The sequence below is a fragment of the Leptospira dzoumogneensis genome, assembly GCF_004770895.1.
GTDB lineage: Bacteria > Spirochaetota > Leptospiria > Leptospirales > Leptospiraceae > Leptospira_B > Leptospira_B dzoumogneensis.
Genome location: NZ_RQHS01000023.1, coordinates 1 through 20,499, shown reverse-complemented (window position 1 = coordinate 20,499; position 20,499 = coordinate 1). Strand labels below are relative to the sequence as shown.

Genomic DNA, 20,499 nt, shown 5'->3' with positions numbered 1-20,499 from the left:
TTCCGTTCTCATGAAACATAAACCTCTTCATAATATTTATAGTAAGGATATTCTCAAAAAGAAGATAGAGGCGGAGGATTTTGGGCGTACTACTATTTCCTTTTATAGATATGTAATTTTAGAGAATCCGAACGTTCTCCGCAACGAACTATACAGAGAATGGGAATCCTTGGGTGTACTCGGAAGGATCTATATCGCAAGAGAAGGGATCAATGCTCAATTATCTGTGCCTGAATTCAATTTTCAAAAATTCAGGGATTCTATAGATGCGAGAAAGGAATTCAAAGATGTTCCATTCAAGATCGCAGTGGAACAAAATTCCTATTCATTCTTAAAATTGGACATTCGGGTCCGTAACAAGATCGTAGCGGACGGTCTTGCGGATAATACTTTCGATGTCACCAATGTGGGGACTCATTTAAACGCGGAAGAATTTAATAAAAAATTAGAATCTTCGGATACTATCGTAGTGGATGTTCGAAACCATTATGAATCGGAGATAGGTCATTTCGAAGGAGCGTTACTTCCTCAGGCGGATACGTTTAGGGAAGAATTACCTTTGATCATAGATCTTCTGCAGGATAAGAAGGATAAGGAAATCGTAATGTATTGCACCGGTGGGATCCGGTGCGAGAAGGCGTCCGCTTATTTGAAGCATCATGGATTCCAAAATGTGTATCAGTTACATGGAGGAATTATCTCTTACGCTTCTGAAATTAAGGAGAAGGGACTGGATTCCAAGTTTAGAGGGAAAAACTTCGTGTTCGACGCGAGACTCCAGGAAACCGTAGGAAGCGAGATCCTAAGTGAATGCCACCAATGCGATCAAAAATCCGCAAGGCATATAAATTGTGCAAACCCTGCCTGTCATATTCTATTTATCCAATGTTTATCATGCGCGGAAAAATTCGATAATTGCTGCTCGGTAGAATGCCAAAAGATCGCAGCATTACCTGTGGAAGAACAGAAAAAATTAAGAAAAGGTAAAGCGGCTTCCAACCAACATTTTTCCAAATCCAAGATCAGACCTAAGGTTTTCGAACTTTACAAAGGAAAATAATCCAGATCCTTTTCATTTTCCTGAGAAAAATGGAAATATCTTGTAATCATTTTAATTACAAGAAGTCTAACAGGTAAGAAGGAAATTATGCAGAAACTACCGGTATTTTTTGTAGGCCATGGAAGTCCAATGAACGCTCTCGGACCGAATCCGTTAGCCGACACATGGGCGGAGTCCACGAAAGATTTTCCGGAACCTAAGGCGATCCTGAGTATTTCAGCTCATTGGTTTACCAGAGGAACTTACGTAACCTCGAACCAACTCCCTCCTACTATCCATGATTTTTACGGATTTCCTCAGGAGTTGTTCGATGTGCAATATCCTGCACCCGGAGATCCAAAACTTGCAGAAGAACTTTCCAGATCAAAAGATGCACAGGTAATCCAAGACGATTCTTGGGGATTGGATCATGGAACTTGGAGTGTTCTTAGGAATATGTATCCAAAGGCAAATATTCCGGTAGTTCAATTGAGTTTGGACGCAACCAAGTCCGGAGAATGGCATTACGAATTTGCAAAGTCTTTGTCTAAGCTCCGAGAACAAGGTGTGCTTGTCTTGGGAAGTGGTGACCTGGTTCATAACTTACGTTTGTATGATTGGAAAAACCAAGATAAACCGCATGACTGGGCATTGGATGCGAATGAAACATTCAAAGATCTGATCCAAAAAAGGGATTGGAAGAGTCTTTCGAATTACCAAAAATTAGGAACAGCAGTGCAGATCGCTATTCCTACGCCTGAACATTATTTTCCTATGTTATATGCTTTGGCATTGGCTGAGGAGAAGGAAGAGATCCGTTTTTACAACGATATCATCCAAAGTTCTGTATCTCTGACTAGTATGAAGATCAATTAAGATCTTTTTTAACTTGTTTTCTCTCTTCCCCAGATCGCAGCTAAAAGGAGTCCGCTGATCAAATGCCATACTCCCCACCAAGCTGCGATGAGTGCCATGGATCCTATTCCTTGGAAGAATGTAAAAATTAGGATAAGACCGAGGCCCGAGTTCTGGAGTCCCGTTTCCAAAGAGATTGTTTTTCTTTCTTTATGAGCAAGACCTGCGATCCAAGATGCAAAATATCCTACAGTTAAAGCGGAGCCGTTATGAAGAAGTACCAGCCAAAACAAAATCGGTCCGAACTCTACGAAGGACTTCCAGTTCCCTACGAAAGCTATCAGTATAAAAATTCCGAGTAGGACTGTGGATCCTATCCTCATAGGCTTTTTTAAAGAAGAAGCAACTTTAGGAAGAAAACGATTCGTAAGAGCTCCCAAAATCAAAGGTAAGACCAATATTAGAAAAATAGAAAGAAACACATCTACAGGATTTAAGCTGATCTCTTTTAATCTGTCTGCGGCAGGAGAGTATAATTTTCCCCAAAAGAAAAAGTTAAACGGAGTAAAGAACCAAGCAAGGACCGTTGTGGTCGCGGTCAATGAAATGGAAAGTGGGACATTTCCTTTTGCAAGAAGACTGATAAAATTGGACATATTCCCGCCAGGGCAGGCTGCCACTAAGATCATTCCAAGAGCCAAACCAGGATGAGGTTTTAGAATATAAAGTAATCCTACTGTGATCGCGGGCAATAATACCAATTGGGAGAATAGGCCTACGATTGCTGCTTTAGGTTGTTTTCTTAAATTCGTAAAATCGGCGATCGTTAATTCTAAAGAAACCCCGTACATGATAAGTCCAAGGCAGATATTCAGGACAAAGAGTCCTCCTGGACTGAAATTCAATCTGACTAAATCGTAATCTTGCATGTATTTCCTTCAGCGGAAGAGTGATCCGCTGCCGTTTAATATTTTAGATTTTTTTAAACTATATTTTAGTCCGTCCAGGTGACTAAAATTTCCCTTGGGCCGGAGAATGGTAATCTTCCGTGGGAAACAGAATAATTGTCTATCAAAAGAACGTCCCCTTTTTGCCAGGAGAATATGGACAGATGTTTCCAGAATGTCTGGCTGACCTTGTCTATCTCTGAAACGCTGATCTCCGAATCGTCTCCGAAGATCACATTTGTGTCCTGGTCCTTAGGTTCCACTAACTTCTTCTTTAAGAATGTAAGTACATACAATACTCCCGCTAAGATCAGGCTTCGGAGGGTTCCTTGTTGTTTTAGAATTTTTGCATATTCCAATCTGGCTGCGTCTTGGTGGAATACTTGGCTGTGATTATGCCATGCCTTTGTTTTGGCGATTGGATGTTTACGAACGGCAACCTGCTTGTTTGTGAGTTTTAATCCGTCTTCCGGCAGCCATTCTACTTGGAATCTTTGTTGTGCTGCGATCTTTTCTACCTGCTTTTTTTCTTTGGTAGAGAACATTTCGTCCCAGCGTTTTGTTTTCCAAAGATTATAACGGGAAGCATTCGGTCCGTCGTATTTGCGGATATATTTCACTCCCTTAGTTTCAAACTTTTTCAGAAGATCAGGATCCAGGTCTTCGTATATTTTTCGAAGATCCGCGATCGGAGTTTCTCCATGTGAATTGGGCGCGACTGCACAGAAGAACATCAATTTACGGGGAGGTTTGTCCAAAAAGCTCATTTCGGCATGCTGCATGATCGGATAATGAGGAGGAAGTTCACTAGCGGTATGTACAAACTGAGTAACTTTATTTCTGGGAGAAGTTCCCAAATAGTCGGTTTTCAAGTTTTTGTCCAAGCTGAGAGCAATGTCTTCGAATTCTTGGGCGGATGAAATTTGAAAACCTCTAAATAATACAGCGCCGTACTCTAACAGATCCGCTTCGACGGATTTTTTATTTTTAGAGATCCATGCAGGTAAAAATCCGGACTCCAAAGCGTTCGTGTCCCCAGGACCGTAAATTCTTGGGAGTTCTTTTCCTGGGAAAAAAGATCTTTCTACCCGGCCTATACCTTTCGGCTTAGTTTTGTTAGCAGGTAATTTCTTAATTGCGGATTTGCCAGATCGGGAAATTGTATTTGTTTTCATAGAGGCTCTCCCGTTAGAGAATGAAAACTTTTATAAAACCGTAGAAGGGAAAGGCAAGTCTTTTCATCTTCTGAATTAGAGGTCGGTTTAATGACGCTTACCGTTTTTAGTTGGATCCAGTTTCCACTCTTGTAGGAATTCCTACAAATCCGTCTTGATTCAGTGGCTTCTTCTAAAATACGTATACCATGAGTTCTATTGTAATTCGTTCGGAAGATCCTAAGGAGTCAAACGGCAAGACGAACTTGGGAAGAATGCTGGATCCGATCTATTCATAGATATATAAATATGGGGATCAGGGCGTTCATACTTTCCGGGTATCCTTTGACTAACGGAGAAAGAAAATGAAAATTTTATTATCTAAAGAAGGCCCGAGTTTTTCCAGATTAGTCTACGGCTGTTGGAGATTACATACGGATCCAAAAGGATCAAATACTGGTCGAATTTTAGAAAAGATAGAAGTTTGTCTGGAATCCGGGATAGATACTTTCGATCATGCGGATCTATACGGAGAATACGGGAACGAAGAAAAATTCGGAGCAGCTTTAAGATCTAAGCCTGGTTTAAAAGAGAAGATCAAAATAGTCACCAAGGCCGGGATCCAGCTCCCTGGGCCGAATCGCCTCGGGATTTCAGTAAAACATTATGATACATCCTCCGAATATCTGACCAGTTCGGCGGAAAATTCATTAAAAAAACTGAATGTAGATAAGATTGACCTATTTTTGATCCATAGGCCTGATCCTCTTATGGATGCGGACGAGATCGCTAAATCTTTCAGATCTTTGAAAGAAAGCGGTAAAGTTCTACATTTCGGCGTTTCTAATTTTACACCTTCTCAATTTTCACTTTTACAGTCCAGATTGGACTTTTCTTTGGTCACGAACCAAGTAGAGTTCCATCCATTTTATCCGGATCCTTTAACGAATGGAGTATTTGATCAGGCCCAGGAGTTACGTATTAAGCCTATGATCTGGTCTCCGACTGCCGGTGGTCGGGTCTTTCAGCCTAAAACGGAACAAGAAACTGTTTTATATAAAACATTAGAAGAGTTAGCAAAGAAGAATGGCACAACTATAGATGCTGTTCTATTTTCCTGGTATCTCTTTCATCCTGCACAATTGGTCCCAGTTTTAGGGACGAACGAACCGGATCGTATCAGATCTGCGGCTAAATCATTTCAAGTTCTGTTGGAAAGAGAGGAATGGTTCCGAATTTTAGAAGCAGGAACAGGTAAAAGAGTTCCTTAATATAAAAAAATGACCATATAAGAAATTTCTAATTAGAATATAATACTTATATTTATACTGCCCGTTCGATATCAAAAACGGAGAATCCAAAATGAAAATCGAACAAAGCAGAAAGAGGCTTCCTCTTTTGGCAGGGATCTTATGGTTCCTATTCAATTGTAACGGGGAGAAGGTCATAAACACGGAAAGTTTACTGGGGCTCATCCAGAAGGCGGACCAGACGAAAATCGGAACAAACTATTCGGACCTTGCGGTTATAGATACCGTGAACAGGACGGGAACATTTTCTTTACTCAGTTATAATGTGGCAGGGTTATTGGAACCTTTTTCCAGTTCTCACCCGAGTGAGAACACTCCTTATATGGGACCTTTGATGACACCGTTCGATCTGGTCCAAGTCCAGGAAGATTTTAATTACCATGCAAGTTTGTATGCAAACGATGTACATCCTTATCGATCCGCGACAAGCGGCGGTATGGGGATCGGAGACGGTTTGAATACTCTCTCCTACTTTCCTTTTTCCGATTTCGAAAGAGTGGATTGGAATTCTTGTAACGGAACGGATTGTTTAACTCCTAAAGGATTTACTTTGGCAAGGCATACGGTAGCACCCGGAGTATTTCTGGACGTTTATAACTTACATACGAATGCAAGTACGGAAGAAGCGGATCTTGCCGCGAGGAGATCCAATGTATTACAAATCCTGAATTTTATAGAATCCAATTCCGCCGGGAACGCTGTCATTGTGATGGGAGATACGAATACAAGATATACCAGATCCGGAGATAATATCAGGGAATTTATCAATCATGGATTTACAGATGTTTGGATCCAGTTGATCCGAGGAGGATCTTATCCTACACAAGGAGCGGATGCCTTGACGGACTGCGAAGGTCATAGAACAAGCCCAGGCTGCGAGGTGGTGGATAAAATATTCTACCGTGGGAATTCCTATATTTCCTTATCTCCTAGTTCTTATTTGATAGAAGACGCAAGATTCGTTCATCCAGTGACAGGAGTTCCTCTATCGGACCATTATGCCGTTTCTTCCACATTCAATTATTTTCTACTGAAAAATCTGGTGTATAGTGATACATTCGGCGGGCCGCATGGTACTGCGTTCAACGATGTGGATTCCATTCCTTCTTCTCCATCTGCGTCTAAAATAAGTTTAAGATCGGGATCTAGGGTAGATGCAGTTTCTTTACAATTAAAGAATGGAACCGTATTAAGCCACGGAGGAACAGGAGGAAGTCTGCAAACTTTGAGTCTCGGAGCGACAGAATATTTAGACCAAGTAAAACTTTGCAGCGGCGTAAAAAACGGTCATACTCGGATTTTTTATGCACAATTTCGCACGAACCTTGCGAGATACTTAACAGGAGGATCTACTACTTCTACCTGCACTACATATTCTGCGCCTAATGGCTGGGGAATCGTAGGATTTCATGGAAGAAGTGGGGATGAAATTGATAAACTGGGCCTGATCTTTGCTCCAGTTCTATAAATAATTTGGAAAGTATTTAGGACGAACATTCGATAAAAATCGAAGGAATAAAAAGCGATCCATTTGTTTCTAATAGAAAGTTTCTTAAATATGTCCGAGGTTCGATGCGGGACGTATAAGATTTCTAGGAGAAATGAATGTTTCGCTTTCTAACTTCAATCTTAATCGTATCTTTTCTTTTCGTCTGTAAGGCCGAAAATTCCAAAAAACAATCGGAAGATGTTTCCGATCTACGCTCCAGATCCGCAGCGGCTCCAATGCCTTCTTCTGCGGATGAGCAGCCTATGCAAGAGGCCGAGAAAAAACTTACCGGCAAGGCGGGTGAAAGGGAAGAAGCGCCAGAGGACCAGATCAAGACCTTTGCCACTCCAAAGATCGGGAACCTAAAGATAGGGCGCCTTTTAGAATATAAGGTAGATCTAAATTTCGAGACCAAAGATTTTATCGCCGCTCGAAAATTTTTATTAGAACTTTCAGGCAAGTATGGATTCGTGCAGAGCGAAAGCCTTCAGAATTGGGGAGGAGATACCGAACCAAGCATGACTGCAGTCATTCATGTGAAGTCGTCCGATCTATATCAGGTCTTGATGGAATTGGAGAAGTTAGGCACACTCACTTCCGAGAATATACAAGTAGAAGATCATACCGAAAATTATACATTAGAACAGATCCATGCCAAAAGGGAGAAGATCAGGATCGCAAGAAGAACGGAACTTGGCGCCAGATCCACTCCTAAAAACGCGGCTGAGATCGAAGAATTATTAGGACAATCGGAAGATTCCGCCGACTCGGCTGAATTCGAAAAATGGAAAATACTGGATAGAGTTAATTGGGCCAAGATCAGCATTCATATGTACGGTCCTAAAAAACCGAAAGCGGTAGAAGTTCCTAGTTTCGGGGACGCATTTATCGATTTGGCAAGCCTTGGATTAAAACTGATACTTTCTTTGATCTATATTATTCCTTTAGCATTGATCGCGGCGGGGATTTTTTATCTGTTCAAGTTTGCCAGAAATAAATGGTTCAAATAAATTAAGAAAATATAAAGTATAACCAAAGGGTCGCAGAGATCAAAAGTCCTGCGGCCCGGGTATCATTCCAGAAAAATGCCTTAATCCTGAACTTCTTAGGAAATTGTCTCGTTTTATACAAAGAAATCCCTAAAAAGAACGATCCTGAAAATACAAAACTTGCCCAAGCACAAGTATTCCAAATTATTTTGTTTCCGAGGAAACCACGGTTTTTAGCCTAGAAGAAATTAGCCTGGGGAAAAAGATGCCGACTCTGGAAGAAGCTCAAAAAGAAATTATCGCCGAGTTCTCGGAAGCCGCAGACTGGGAAGAAAGATACCAGATGCTGATCGAGATAGGGGACGAGCTTCCTGTTTTGGCCCCAGAACTAAAAACGGAAGATAGATTGGTCCCGGGCTGCCAGTCCAGGGTTTGGGTTGTCCCGGAAGAAAAAGAAGGCAAATTATTTATCCAAGCGGACAGTGATTCTGCGATCACAAAAGGAATGATCGCATTACTTCTTAGGGTTTTTTCAGGAAGAACAAAAGAAGAGATCAAATCCGCGTCCTTGGAATTTTTAAAGGAGATCGGCTTGGATAAACATCTTTCCATGAGCCGCAGGAACGGTCTCTACTCCATGGTAAATAAGATTAGAAGTTTCTAATATCTATCAACCTATATAAGGTTCGTTCGAGATCTCGTTAGGATTTTTTTTGCCGGCAGGGAAATGTTTACTCAATTCTTCCGTGAGATCCTTAATTCCGGCCAATATTGCGTCCTTAGATGCTCCGGATTTGAAACCTTCTCCTATTTTAGAAGAGATCAGATTTAATTTTTCTTGTCCTATCTTTTTGTAGATCCCACGATCCGCTAAGGTCACTATTTTCTTTTCGGAAAGAAGAATATAGATCAGTATTCCGGTATTTTCTTCGGTGTCCCAAACTTTTAAGAAGGAGAACATATCTAAGGCTCGAGCGCTTGCGGTTTTTCCCGAGAATATTTGAAAAATCGGGATCTTTGTTTCGACCGCTACTTTTAATTCTCCTCTGTGAGTTTTTTCGGAATCTGCGACTGCGGATGTGATCTCTCGCAGATCTTTACGACTGAAATATTTTCGTAATAAAGTAAACCCTGATAGAGGTCCGTTCCCTAACCTGAATAGGTCCAAGGCTCCTGCAAAAATATTTTGGATCAGTCTTTCTATTATGGAAGTATTTTTGCTCATAAAAATCACCAATCCGAAGAGGATCCCCCTCCGCTGAAATCTCCACCACCACCGCTGAAAGAATCATCCGAGGATGAAGAAGAACTCCAACCGGAGTCGCCGGAACCAAAGGAAGTCCAAGAACTTCCGGAAGACCAACCTCCGCCGGAACCTGGATTTTTGGCTGCTATGTAGATGATACATAGTAGTATAAAGAAGATCACTAAAAGTGGAAGCATTACTTCTAAAGAAAATCCTAATAGTCCTCCCACCCAATATCCTGCGTATGTAGCAACTCCTGCCTGGAGTAGGCTGAACAGCCTTTTGAATATGAATCCTACTAGGATCCCTATTACGACCAATGCACCTATATATAGTCCGAAATTATCGTCTTCCGCTTCGCTGCTTGATGATTCATAGCTGGTAGAGCTTGGTTCAGGTAATTGTTCTCCGTCTATAAGTCCGAGTATCTTATCGATACCTTGGTCGATTCCTTCGAAATATTTACCTTCTTTGAATAAGGGTCTAACGTATTCTAACTGTATTCTTTTGCTGACTACGTCTGGTATGGCTCCTTCTAACCCTCTTCCTATTTCGAAACGCATTTTGCGATCTTCTTTTGCGACTAAAAAGATGACCCCGTCTGCCGTTCCCTTTCTTCCTATTTTCCAATCCTCTGCGAGGCGAATGGAATACTGTTCTATGGTCTCATCTCCGGTTGTCGGGATGATAACCAAGACAACCTGGCTTCCTTTACGTTTTTCGAATGTTTTTAGTTTATCTTCTAAACCGGAAACTTCGTCCGCGTTTAATGTGGAAGTCAGGTCTGTGACCCTATGCGCCAATTTGGGAATAGGGATCTGGTCCGCGAAAATCCCGGAACAGAAGAGTAAAAATGGAAGAATAAGCAGCCTTCTCATCTGAAATCCGATTTTTAGAATTGGACTTGAGGAGGTTTAGAGATTTCTTTTTCGTTTTCTACGCTGAAATTCGGTTTTATATCGTAACCGAAAATTTTAGCGGTGATCACGTTCGGAAATGTTCTGACTGTGATATTATATTCTTGGACCGAAGTGATGTAACGGTTTCTTGCGACTGCGATCCTGTTTTCAGTACCTTCTAACTGCGCTTGTAACCCGATAAAACTTTTGTCCGATTTTAAGTCCGGGTATTTTTCTACCACTACCATCAATCTGGATAGCGCGGAGGTCATTTGCCCTTGTGCCTGATTGAATTTTGCAAACAGTTCAGGATTATTTAATACTTCGGGTGTGGCTTGGACGGAACCTACGCTGGCTCTGGCTCTCGTGACTTCGATCAATACTTCTTTTTCTTGAGCGGCGTATCCTTTGACTGTATTGACCAGATTGGGGATGAGATCCGCTCTTCTCTGGTACATATTGATTACTTCCGACCAGGCAGCTTTTACCTGTTCGTCTTGGACTTGGATCGTGTTATAACCGCACGAGTTTGTGAAAAACAGAGTCAGACCGGTAAAACCGATCAGAAAACTTTTACGGATCCGAAAAAAATCGCCTTGGGACATTCCCACCTCCGACCAGCGGAATTCTGTAAGTAAAACGTCCCTTGGCAATCGGTTTTTTCTGACAACATTCCGTTTTATGCCGCCTCTTTTGGGAAATTTTCGTGTTTTTCCAGGGCTCTTTTGCGGATTTCTTCTATAAGTTTATCTGCGAGCATTTCGGCAAGAGCAGATATTTTTTCTTGGTTGATCGAGTTTCTATATTCGGTTTTCATTGGCGCCTCCTTGTGGTCCGTATATAAAAATACAGCGGGCCCCGGACAAATTGGGTGGCAGAAAAGTCCAAAACCGGGAAAATTCCCCGACTGCCTCAACCGATAAATAGAAAAATGGCAAGGGCCGCCTGGTACGAATGGAATTGGATTATAAAACCCGACTCGAGGAAATCGAGAAGGTAGACGGTTATTTTCGTAGGTCCCCGGAAGGGATCTGGTCCTACGAGTTGGATTCCCCTTTAGACACCACTCTTCCGATTGAGGAACAGTGCAGGTTGATCTATGAGAATGCAAGACTCACTCATTGCAACGATACCATGGCAAGGATCTATGGATATCATAACGCGGAAGAGATCAAAGGTGTTCTTTTAAAAGATCTTGTCGGGCCGACTGACAAGTTGAATATATTCGGCATTAATGAATTCATTCGTTCCGGTTATAAGATCCACGACAGCGAATTAGAAGAGATAGATCTAAGAGGAAAACGTAAATATTTTCTAAGCACTGCTTTGGGCGTGGTGGAGAACGGGTTTTTGCTTAGAGCTTGGGGAGTACAGAAGGACGTAACTTCCATTCGTGCCGCAGAATCCAGGCTTAAGAGAACAATTGCATTAGAAAGTTTACTCACACAACTCTCCAGATATTTTTTAAGCGTGGAACCCGGAAACACCACGGACGCAGTGAACCATGCTTTAGGTGAGCTTGGGAAATTCTGCGGAGCAGACAGAGCGTTTTTATTTTTATACACTCATGCGGGTCTTACCATTTCCAACACGAATGAATGGTGTGCGGACGGAATAGAACATAGGATCCATCTATTACAAAATCTTCCTATAGAAACATTTCCTAAATCGGATTACGATACGATCAGCAATAAGGGTCATATCGTTTATGATTCTTTGGATAATGTTCCTTCTACTCATGTTTCCTTAAGAAATCTTTTGGAAAGAAGGGGAACTCGTTCCTTGGTTGTGGTAGGTCTTTCTTCTAGGGACGAAGAACTCGGTTTTATAGGATTCGATTCAGTAAAAGGTCAAAAACTTTGGACAGAAGAGGATATTTATGTTCTGAGACTAGTGGGCGACTTGATCGTTCTTGCATTCGATAGGCAAAAAAGAGAATCGGATCTGAATGATTTTTATGAAAGAATGAACCATGATCTTGAATTAGCGCGCCTCACTCAAAGATCCTTGGTTTCCAGGGAATTTCCTAGTTCACCTTTTTATAAAATGGATAGTTATTTCCGTCCTTTCGAAAAAGTTGGAGGAGATATCATAACGTATATACAACATGAAACCGGAGTTCTGGATATTCTGTTCGGAGATGTTTCCGGTCATGGGATCTCTTCCGCAATGGTTTCCGGGATGGCGGTACTTTCTTTTAGACATCATGCAAAGGCAGGCCTTTCTCCTGCGGAAGGTATCCAACAGTTTGTAAAAGATCTAAAACCTATGGTGGTGGAACACCATATTGCAGCGGTCTGGGCTAGATTTTTTCCTTTGGAAAAGAAGCTGGTCTACTCTTATGCGGGTCATCCTCCTATTGTGGTGTTTAGGGGAGAAGAGAAGATGGAGCTGAAAGGTATGAACCTTCCTCTTCTCATCTTTGATTCTATAGAATACTTTAATGAATCTATTAAATTACAAAAAGATGATAGGATCGTATTCTACTCCGACGGAATGTACGAAGTGTTTAATGCGGAAGGCAGGATATTGGATCTTCCCGGATTTCAGGACATTCTTCTCCAACATAGAGACCTTGGAAATTTAGACGAGTATTTGGATCAGGTTGTCTCCGATGTATTCCAATTTTCGGAAGGAGTTTTCGGAGACGATATGGCAATGCTTGTGATCGATATTAAGGGTTAGTTAATCCAGAACCTTCTTCTTTCTTCCTAATAGAAAAACTCCTGAAAGAACTATGATCGTTCCGACCATATTTTCCCAGGTGATGATCTCTCCTAAAAGGATGGCCGCCAGAAATAAGGTAAATACCGGGCCTACACTTCCTGCAATGGAAGCCTTATTGGAACCTATTCTTTGTATCCCTGCGGTTGTTAAGAATGCAGGTAATACCGTGGTTAAAAATCCTAATGCAAATCCGTAGGCGTAGACTGGCAGCGGTTGATTTATTAAGATTTTATAATCCTTTCTGAAAAGGAAATGGATCAGCACAAAAACTCCCGACCAGATCATCAAAAGTGCGGTGAATTTTCGTGATCCCAGTTTGGGGATCATCTGTCCGCTTCCTATTAAATAGACTGCGTAAGCTAATGCGGAAAGGAACACTAGGGTGGCACCGATCCATGCCGATTTTCCTTGTGCTTCCGCGTCGGGTAGAAATGCCAATAGTATGCCTGAGTATGTGAGAGCCACGGAGTAGATCTCTATCTTGTGAACCTTCTTCTTTAAAAAAACGAAACCTAAAAGTAAAACAAGTGCCGGGTATGTAAATAGGACCAGTCTTTCCATGGAAGCGGATAAGTATTCCAATCCCCAGAAATCGAAAAAGCTGGCCATATAATAGCCGATGAATGCGAGTAAAACTACGATCCCATAATCTTTCCGAGAGATCGGTGTGTCGGAAGTTTTAGCGGATTCTTGGTAAAGAACGAATGCGAAGAATGGGATTGCAAATATCATTCTGAGCGCCAAAACCGTGACCGAGTCTATTCCAAATTTATAAACTAGTTTTACGAGTACTCCTTTGGAGGAGAATAAAACTGTGCCTCCCAAAGCGTATAGATAACCCAAGGTTTCTTCGCTGAATCCTAATGAAAAATGTTCTTTGGCCTTCTCGGGAGTTTGGCTCATTCTTCCAAGTTTCTATAAGCCTGATTTGATTAAAGTAGGAATCTAATAAGTGGAGTGGATTGTATGTTTAACGTCCTAAAAAGAAATAATTTAACTGTTTTCGGGAAGTGATAAATCCTCCTCCAGGATAAGTAGCCGGGAAGAAAGAATCTCCTGCAATTTCTGAGGTCGTTTTTAATTCTTTGATCTGTCCGTAACATTCCGAAAGATAAAATGCATGTCCGCATCCTAATAGATGATACCCTTCGTGGACTATCGTATTTGCGGCTCCGCCTACGAGCAAATGTCCAAGAGATGCGGTATGAGCTAAAACAAATCCTCTGGTTCCGGTGGGACTATCCACTGCTCCTAAAACTTCGAATGTAGGGATGAAAAATAATGCTAGAATATAAGAAGCAAATTCGTATGCAATGTCGGAGAATCTAACTCCTGCCAATGCCAAGATCCGATCGCATCCGTCCGGAAGTTCCGCCTTATATAATTCTTCCATGATTGCTTTACCGGTCCATCCGGGTCTTTGCCAATCTTTTACCTGAGCTACCTTTGCCTGCAGATTATATAGGACCAATTCTTCATTCCAAGAATCGAATAGATAGTCCATTCTTTCCTTGGATACGTTTTCGTCCTTCCATACGCATACTCGGATAAATTTCATTTTTCCGTATTCGTATGTATCTCTCACGGAAGATCTATGAAATCCAACCGTTGTGCAGGAGGTTAATAGGATAAGAAGAAGGAAGCGAATATGTCGCATGTTTGCAATTCTTTAGAACCTTAGAAAAACTCCTTGGAAAAGCAAGGACTTTCGTTCGATACTAATAGAGGAAGTTTGTACTCGGGCAGTCAAATTTTTAAGCGATGAATTCTGCAAAACCAAAGAATAAGAAGCAAATAAAGAAGGTCCCATCTAGTAACGGATCTTCTTCTCCTTTATTCCTGCTCTTGGTAGGAATTCCATTCTGCTTTTTTCTGATAAGCGCAATGTTAGGCAGCGTATTAAAATTAGATCGGGTAAGTTCGGAATCCGCATTTGAGAATAGATTGAATCCGATCGAAAAGGCTTGGAGAGGCCTGAAATTGAAAGTTTATGCCTACGAATACGGCTCTGATTATCGAAATAAGATCCCGGAGAACGAGGGACGTGCCCTTGGTTTAATACGCGAATCCATTCTAGAATCCACTCTTCCTAGATATCTTTTTCTGTTTTTGGCGATCGCAGTACCATTTTACTTTTTTGTAAGATTGTTTAAGGACAAACCAAAGAAGAAGATACTCTGGCCGGTGGCGGCAACTTCGGATCCTAGGGGCAGAAAAACTTCTACACTTCCCCCAAAAAAAATCGGACAGAATTAAAATAGATTTGATTACGTTATTATAGCGTATTGAACATGTCGTATGCTTCCAAGTAGACGATATTCGAATTTTTGTAAAATTATTACCCTAATCGGTATAACCTCATTATATCTCCAAAACTGTACTTTAGATAAAAGGATAGAATTCGCAGAAGAGGATAAACTAGGCCTGGAAGCAGGCAGTAAACCCTGCGAGGAGCTGACGCATTATAATCGTTGGTTCGCATTTTATGGTCTATGGCGTATCCCTGGTTCGAGGGATATAGAGATCGACAAGAAAGAAGGTAAGATTTACTTCGCAGAACATTCCGTGAATGGATGGCAGGCAACTCTGAATGTGCTTACCGGTTTTTTCAGCACCATAACATTCTATAAAGTAACGATTAATGAATGCGATATAGGTACCAGATTCGTTCATAAAGACCAATACGAAAAATTCTTCGAAGAAGAAAAGACTAGGGCTCATGCAGAGTTCTTTTCTAAAACCGAAAAAGAATTGGAAGATGCTCTACGTAAGTATTTGGATAAAACAAGCCCGGCGGAGAATGCAGGTAAAAATTACAGCATGATCATTCTGAGAACCGGTAAAACAACCGAAGCCAGGGTAGTGGGCCAAGACGTGGATTCCCTCAAACTGGAAACGGAAGATTCCAACGGTCAAAAGCATGAGTTTACTCTTTTGAAAAAGGAAGTATATAAAGTGATCTTCGCTACCAAGATCATCAAAGTAAAAGATACTCCTGCTCCTAAAGAACCTGGAAAAGAAAAACACTGATCTAATGATCGCATCCCTCCTTTGGGGGATGCGGCTCCTAACTTTCAGTCAATAAATTTACTTATCACGAAAATCCTACTTGTGCAAAGGCCTGATATTGGCTTATCATACTTGTCAGGGAAATTCTCCTATGTTATCTTACCGTTTTTTATCCGATTCTATACTTTATAAATTTATAATATTCCTATTTGCCGCACTGATGCTGGATTGTGGACTTGCATTAGGATACCAATCCGAAGAGCAGGCTAAGGTATCCCAGGAGAATAATAATAACGATCCTATTTTGGCCGCATTGGGTTTGAGCGAGGGTGGCGGAGCTACTGGAGGCGGCGCTTCCGGTCTTCTTTCTTTTTCAGTAAGTGGCAGTCAGACGATTACTACTTCCGGAAGCGTTTCTTACCAGATAACTGTTCCTAAATGGCCTACTTCCGATACGGGCCAAATCGATTTAAGTATTACTTGGAATAGCGGGAATGTGTTTTGTTCCAATCCTAGTCCGAATACTTTTGGTTTTGCACAAGACCAGGGTTACCCTACAACTTCCACTACCATCACTTTTTCCTGTGGTAAACAGGGAAGTGGAACTATTTTGCATACTGTAACTTCCGCTCCGAGTTCTGCTTCTTCTTTGATAGGAACTTCGATCGGCAATATAAATGTGACTATAGAGTAAATCGGTGATTCGAACTTTAGAAAGTTCTATCAGACAAATTACCTAGCCACTCCGAAACAAACGGCCATCATATCACCTTGGTCGAATTTTTTGACTGCCCAGTCTGCCACCTTCTTAGAAGTTTTGTATAAGATCCCGGATCCTTTTTTAGCAGTCAGACCGCTTCCATAAGAAATATGACCTAGCGGAATATAGCCCAACTCATTTCCTAAAGAAATAATTCCTGGCAGACTATAATAATAAAGATGTTCCGGAACATTTAAATATCTCCATTTAGGTCCTAGATATTTTGCAAGAACTCCGTATCTACAAGTGGAGAGGATCATTCTTCCGCCCGGTTTTAAGTGTTTTAGAATTTTCTGAAGTGTTTCTTTCGGATGATGAAGATGTTCTATACTCGCCCAAAGAGTGATCAGATCGAATTTTTCTTTTCCGTCCAAATCCCAGGTCAGAAAATCTTTTTGTTCTACATCTAATCCTAGGGTCTCTTTTGCAAAACGAACAGGGCCGCTTGCGATATCCAATCCTTTGGTTTTCCAATTTCTGCTTTTGAGATAATCCAAAAAATAACCTGCAGCACAACCCACATCTAAAGCGGATCTTTCTGGGCCCAACATTCTTTCCCAGTCAAAAAAACCTAGATCTTTCAGATTCAGATTGAATACTCTTGCGATCTCTTTTTTGGTATCTTCAGAATAATAATTATCGTAACCTCTGTCGGTCCTTTGGGTGAAGTAAGAATCCTCATAATACTTGGAAACTTCTTCCAAGCTTGGCTGGGGATTGACCTGAACTAATTTACATTTTTTGCATTCTACTATTTGGAAGATCTCTCCTTTGGGACTGGCCTTGGTGAAGAGCGGGGTGAATTCGGAATTAGAACAAGTATTGCAAGGGATGGATTGCATACTATAAGGATCGGTGGTTTGCGGGGTTTTCCGACATAAAATGGGAACCTGATCCCGATTTTTAAGGCTTGCTTTTTGGGTAAATTTATTGTTAAACGTAGATGATGCGATCTTCTCTTTGTCTTAGAAATAAATTTATAACAAGTTTTATCTTCCTAATGCTTATTGCCCATAACGTAAGTTGTGGACTTGTACTTACGGGAACAGATGTGGGCAAAGAGTTCTTAGGCCTTTCTGAACCGGATAAAAAAGAACCCGACAAACAAGCCGCGGCTATATTATCAGTGCTCGGAGTAATTTCGAGTCCTTATCTTTTGCAGTTTAATCCTCCTGTCTTGGCCTTAACGGAAGGTATATCCGGTTCTTATACTGTTTCCATCAAAGCTCCCATCCCTTCTGAATGGAGTGGAAATGGGGAATCCGTTCTACAAGCCGGATTGAACTATATAAATTGTCCTCCTCAGAGCGATGATAATCCTTCTTCGGTCGTATTTTCCGGTTCATCAAATTATTCTGCTCAGCAAAGTTTTGCCAGATTTTTAGAGCCTGGTAGTTGCGTGATTGAATTTTTTGCCGCCAGCTATAGTTCGGATATGGACTTTGCCGAAGGCGAAACTATAGGAATTCTTCCGGTGATCGTAAATCCTAATGCAGTGATCACCGCCTCCTTTCCGGATTAATCTAAGGTAAAAACCGCTTTGCCGGGGACAGGGTTTCTAAAATCCTTCCCCTATGTATAGAATCCTTGTATTGTCCTCTCTGGGACTCTCTCTTTTATTTTCCCAATGCCAGCCGATTGAATCAGTAGAACCTGAAACTTTGAAGATCAAGGCGGTAGGGGATTTGGTCATGGGAACCAATTATCCGGAGAATAAACTTCCTTCCGATCCTAGAAACACTTTGTTCTCTCAGGTGGAACCTAGTTTGAGAGGGGCAGATATTCTATTTGCGAATTTTGAAAGTACTCTTACCGACTATCCTCATTGTGCTAAAAATATAAATCGTCCTCTTATATTCGCTTTCAGAACTCCTCCATCATATGCAAAAATTCTAAAGGATGTCGGATTCGATATAGTTTCCATCGCGAATAACCATAGTTTGGATTTTCACCAACAAGGTTTCGAAGATACGGGTAAAAATCTTTCGGAAGCCGGAGTAAGATTCACCGGAAAAAAAGGTGCGATCACTTATATGAACGCAAAAGGAATTTCTGTGGCTTGGATCGGATTCAGTCATATGGAAAGCGCTCATAACCATGTGAACCATATAGAAGAAGGTGTGGCTCTTGTAAAAGAAGCTAAGAAAAAAGCACAATTGGTCTTTATATCAGTCCATGGTGGAGCGGAAGGTGGACCTGCTTTACACGTAAAAAATGAACAAGAAAGATTTTACGGAGAATATAGAGGGAATTTGGTCGCACTTTCTCATGCATTGATCGATGCAGGTGCGGACTTATTCATAGGACATGGTCCTCATTTACCTAGAGCATTCGAATTGTATAAAGGAAAACTGATAGCTTACTCTTTAGGAAACTTTTTAGGATATAGAGTATTTTCTACAAAAGGATACGGCGGTTATTCTTTGGTATTAGAAGCGGACTTGGATAAACAAGGGAATTTTATCAAAGGTAAGATACATCCATTGCAGTTGAGCCAAAATGGAATTCCTGCTCCGGATCCGGACGCCAAAACTACGGAACTGATCCAATCTTTGACTAAATCCGATTTCCCGGGAAAAGGACCGAAATTTCAATCTGACGGAAGCTTCCATCCTTAATTGAAGATTTTTGATGTAGGAGCTCCTACAAAAGAGGCTCCTATTTTTAGTTGTAAATTTTACGATTTTATGATATAGAGTGCAAGGCTTCTCCCACTAACCCGCCTCCTCCACCCTAAGCTGGGTGGGGCCGCCTTCCAAACCACGTTGGAGTTCCAACATCGGCCAGATCTCGGCGCTCTAAAATAAAAAGACCGATGCAGGAATCCCACATCGGTCTTTTTATTTAACAAAATCTTAATGTAGATTATTGGGTTTTGCCGGCAGGCTCTAATGCACCCGCAGGAGCTTTGAAGTTGATCTCATAAATATCATAATGAGAATCTCTCCAACCGGTTACATAAGCCACGGAAACTCCTAAGAAATATCTAAGACCGAATTTAAGAGTGTTTGTGGCGAAGGTTGCGATCTCTTCGTCGGTGATAGAGAATGGGTGAACTTTATTTCTGGTCTCGTCCAGATATAGACCTTCCCAAGTTCCGATCATAGTTCCCTTATATTCTAAACTTAGAATGCGGCCTGTGACTGAAAAATTCCTTTTCCCGCCTGTTTTAGTTTTGCTTACGATCTTATCAGGCAGACCTTTAGGAAGGGATCTTTCTTGGAGTTGAGCTCCTACCACTTCGAAATCGGAAGACAATGCAAGAGCTTCTATTCTGTGGACCCTGTATTGGACTAAAATTTCTTGGTTTAGACTTTTGCTTAAGAAGTTTACCACATCTGCATTTTCAGGACGTACGCTGAATTCGATTTTTTGTTTTGCCGGAACAAAACATTCGTCTTTCATTTCGTCGCAAGCTTCTGAATCGTTTATGGTATAAACTTCTAAAAGACCTTCGTAAGATTCGAAAACGATCCCTCTGCTTTCGAATTGGATCAATTTTGCGACCGTCCAACCTTCGGAATAAGTTCCCGCTGCGGATAAGGATGAGGTAGTTAAAAGAAAGATCCCTAATAAAAGAAATCTTAAGGATGGAATTCGTTTCATTCGAGTTCGGTGCTCCCTGTTATGTAGGTAGACCCGAAGGAGTTTCCTTGGGGTCGCGAATTCGTGAATCCTTTCCGATTTTTATCTTACATCAAGAAAATATTTCTTTGAAAATTCGAAAATGTAGGAACTCCAACACGCGGTTCTAAGGGAATTTTTGGCCGCCTCTTCGCTGCGCGAAGATCGGGCTGCTTCGGGTTCGCTCACGCTCATCCGGGCTTTGCCCGGACTAAAGCCCTTCGCATCCCTGGCGGGTCGAGGCACGGAGGACAACAGAGCCGCTAAGTTCTTTTCCCACGCAGAGCCGCTGTGACGCGGAGAGAAAAAAACCGGAGGAAGGAGTTCCTACAAACAATTCCGCAATTTCCTAGGTCTACCTACCCTGAAAAATCCTCTCCGCCTTCGCGCCTCTGCGTGCGATTCTCTCTGTGCTCTTCGTGAGCTCAGCGCTCTCTGCGCGAACCAAAAA

22 protein-coding genes are annotated in these 20,499 nt (G+C 41.6%); 12 read left to right on the top strand and 10 right to left on the bottom strand.

Annotated elements, in window-relative coordinates; all coding sequences use genetic code 11:
* Positions 1–10 precede the first annotated feature (10 nt).
* Positions 11–1,060 carry an oxygen-dependent tRNA uridine(34) hydroxylase TrhO gene (trhO, locus tag EHR06_RS17860; protein ID WP_135758262.1) on the top strand — a complete coding sequence of 350 codons (1,050 nt, stop codon included), beginning with the start codon at positions 11–13 and terminating at the stop codon, positions 1,058–1,060.
* Positions 1,061–1,147: 87 nt separating this feature from the next.
* On the top strand, positions 1,148–1,915 hold the full coding sequence (ygiD, locus tag EHR06_RS17855; protein ID WP_135758261.1) for a 4,5-DOPA-extradiol-dioxygenase: 768 nt from the start codon (positions 1,148–1,150) through the stop codon (positions 1,913–1,915).
* An 8-nt stretch (positions 1,916–1,923) separates the two neighbouring features.
* Here ygiD and EHR06_RS17850 read toward each other — a convergent pair whose 3' ends face one another.
* Positions 1,924–2,823, bottom strand: a complete 900-nt coding sequence (locus tag EHR06_RS17850) for a bile acid:sodium symporter family protein (protein WP_135758260.1) — start codon at positions 2,821–2,823, stop codon at positions 1,924–1,926.
* 65 nt (positions 2,824–2,888) lie between these two features.
* Complete coding sequence (locus tag EHR06_RS17845; RefSeq protein WP_135758259.1) at positions 2,889–4,016, bottom strand: TauD/TfdA family dioxygenase; 1,128 nt, start codon at positions 4,014–4,016, stop codon at positions 2,889–2,891.
* 344 nt (positions 4,017–4,360) lie between these two features.
* Between EHR06_RS17845 and EHR06_RS17840 the strand changes: the two genes are divergently transcribed.
* From EHR06_RS17840 to EHR06_RS17825, 4 genes are all read left to right on the top strand, one after another.
* A complete protein-coding gene (locus EHR06_RS17840) occupies positions 4,361–5,266 on the top strand; it encodes an aldo/keto reductase (protein ID WP_135758258.1) in 906 nt (301 codons plus the stop codon).
* Between the two features lie 91 nt (positions 5,267–5,357).
* Positions 5,358–6,773: a jacalin-like lectin gene (locus EHR06_RS17835; protein WP_135758257.1), complete on the top strand. Its 1,416-nt coding sequence runs from the start codon at positions 5,358–5,360 to the stop codon at positions 6,771–6,773.
* Positions 6,774–6,910: 137 nt separating this feature from the next.
* The gene (locus EHR06_RS17830) at positions 6,911–7,804 is read left to right on the top strand and encodes a DUF4349 domain-containing protein (protein WP_135758256.1); all 894 of its coding nucleotides are present in this window, start codon (positions 6,911–6,913) and stop codon (positions 7,802–7,804) included.
* A 244-nt stretch (positions 7,805–8,048) separates the two neighbouring features.
* On the top strand, positions 8,049–8,447 hold the full coding sequence (locus EHR06_RS17825) for a SufE family protein (RefSeq protein WP_100723019.1): 399 nt from the start codon (positions 8,049–8,051) through the stop codon (positions 8,445–8,447).
* A 6-nt stretch (positions 8,448–8,453) separates the two neighbouring features.
* On the opposite strand, the gene EHR06_RS17820 is transcribed toward EHR06_RS17825, so the two are convergent.
* From EHR06_RS17820 to EHR06_RS19195, 4 genes are all read right to left on the bottom strand, one after another.
* Positions 8,454–9,008 carry a TPM domain-containing protein gene (locus EHR06_RS17820; RefSeq protein WP_135758255.1) on the bottom strand — a complete coding sequence of 185 codons (555 nt, stop codon included), beginning with the start codon at positions 9,006–9,008 and terminating at the stop codon, positions 8,454–8,456.
* Positions 9,009–9,013: 5 nt separating this feature from the next.
* Entirely contained in the window at positions 9,014–9,907 is an 894-nt protein-coding gene (locus EHR06_RS17815) for a TPM domain-containing protein (RefSeq protein ID WP_135758254.1), read from the bottom strand.
* Positions 9,908–9,921: 14 nt separating this feature from the next.
* On the bottom strand, positions 9,922–10,533 hold the full coding sequence (locus EHR06_RS17810) for a LemA family protein (RefSeq protein ID WP_135758253.1): 612 nt from the start codon (positions 10,531–10,533) through the stop codon (positions 9,922–9,924).
* A gap of 74 nt (positions 10,534–10,607) precedes the next feature.
* A complete protein-coding gene (locus tag EHR06_RS19195; protein WP_165780177.1) occupies positions 10,608–10,745 on the bottom strand; it encodes a hypothetical protein in 138 nt (45 codons plus the stop codon).
* A 137-nt stretch (positions 10,746–10,882) separates the two neighbouring features.
* Here EHR06_RS19195 and EHR06_RS17805 point away from each other — a divergent pair, with 137 nt between their 5' ends.
* Positions 10,883–12,613 (top strand): GAF domain-containing SpoIIE family protein phosphatase, encoded by a 1,731-nt coding sequence (locus EHR06_RS17805; RefSeq protein WP_135758252.1) that lies wholly within the window; start codon positions 10,883–10,885, stop codon positions 12,611–12,613.
* Here EHR06_RS17805 and EHR06_RS17800 read toward each other — a convergent pair whose 3' ends face one another.
* Both EHR06_RS17800 and EHR06_RS17795 read right to left on the bottom strand, forming a co-directional pair.
* Complete coding sequence (locus tag EHR06_RS17800) at positions 12,614–13,558, bottom strand: DMT family transporter (protein WP_135758251.1); 945 nt, start codon at positions 13,556–13,558, stop codon at positions 12,614–12,616.
* 67 nt (positions 13,559–13,625) lie between these two features.
* The gene (locus EHR06_RS17795; RefSeq protein ID WP_135758250.1) at positions 13,626–14,312 is read right to left on the bottom strand and encodes a hypothetical protein; all 687 of its coding nucleotides are present in this window, start codon (positions 14,310–14,312) and stop codon (positions 13,626–13,628) included.
* A gap of 104 nt (positions 14,313–14,416) precedes the next feature.
* Between EHR06_RS17795 and EHR06_RS17790 the strand changes: the two genes are divergently transcribed.
* The 3 genes from EHR06_RS17790 (at position 14,417) to EHR06_RS17780 (ending at position 16,358) form a co-directional block, all read left to right on the top strand.
* Positions 14,417–14,911: a hypothetical protein gene (locus tag EHR06_RS17790; protein WP_135758249.1), complete on the top strand. Its 495-nt coding sequence runs from the start codon at positions 14,417–14,419 to the stop codon at positions 14,909–14,911.
* Between the two features lie 42 nt (positions 14,912–14,953).
* Positions 14,954–15,685, top strand: a complete 732-nt coding sequence (locus tag EHR06_RS17785; protein WP_135758248.1) for an LIC_13076 family protein — start codon at positions 14,954–14,956, stop codon at positions 15,683–15,685.
* 130 nt (positions 15,686–15,815) lie between these two features.
* A complete protein-coding gene (locus tag EHR06_RS17780; protein WP_135758247.1) occupies positions 15,816–16,358 on the top strand; it encodes a hypothetical protein in 543 nt (180 codons plus the stop codon).
* Between the two features lie 38 nt (positions 16,359–16,396).
* Here the strand turns inward: EHR06_RS17780 and EHR06_RS17775 are convergent, their stop codons facing one another.
* On the bottom strand, positions 16,397–17,266 hold the full coding sequence (locus EHR06_RS17775; protein ID WP_135758246.1) for a class I SAM-dependent methyltransferase: 870 nt from the start codon (positions 17,264–17,266) through the stop codon (positions 16,397–16,399).
* A 158-nt stretch (positions 17,267–17,424) separates the two neighbouring features.
* Between EHR06_RS17775 and EHR06_RS17770 the strand changes: the two genes are divergently transcribed.
* Both EHR06_RS17770 and EHR06_RS17765 read left to right on the top strand, forming a co-directional pair.
* A complete protein-coding gene (locus EHR06_RS17770; protein WP_135758245.1) occupies positions 17,425–17,946 on the top strand; it encodes a hypothetical protein in 522 nt (173 codons plus the stop codon).
* A 52-nt stretch (positions 17,947–17,998) separates the two neighbouring features.
* Positions 17,999–19,042, top strand: coding sequence for a CapA family protein (locus tag EHR06_RS17765; protein WP_135758244.1), 1,044 nt, complete (start codon positions 17,999–18,001; stop codon positions 19,040–19,042).
* Between the two features lie 247 nt (positions 19,043–19,289).
* On the opposite strand, the gene lsa26 is transcribed toward EHR06_RS17765, so the two are convergent.
* Entirely contained in the window at positions 19,290–20,030 is a 741-nt protein-coding gene (gene lsa26 / locus EHR06_RS17760) for a surface adhesion protein Lsa26 (protein ID WP_135758243.1), read from the bottom strand.
* Between the last annotated feature and the right edge of the window lie 469 nt (positions 20,031–20,499).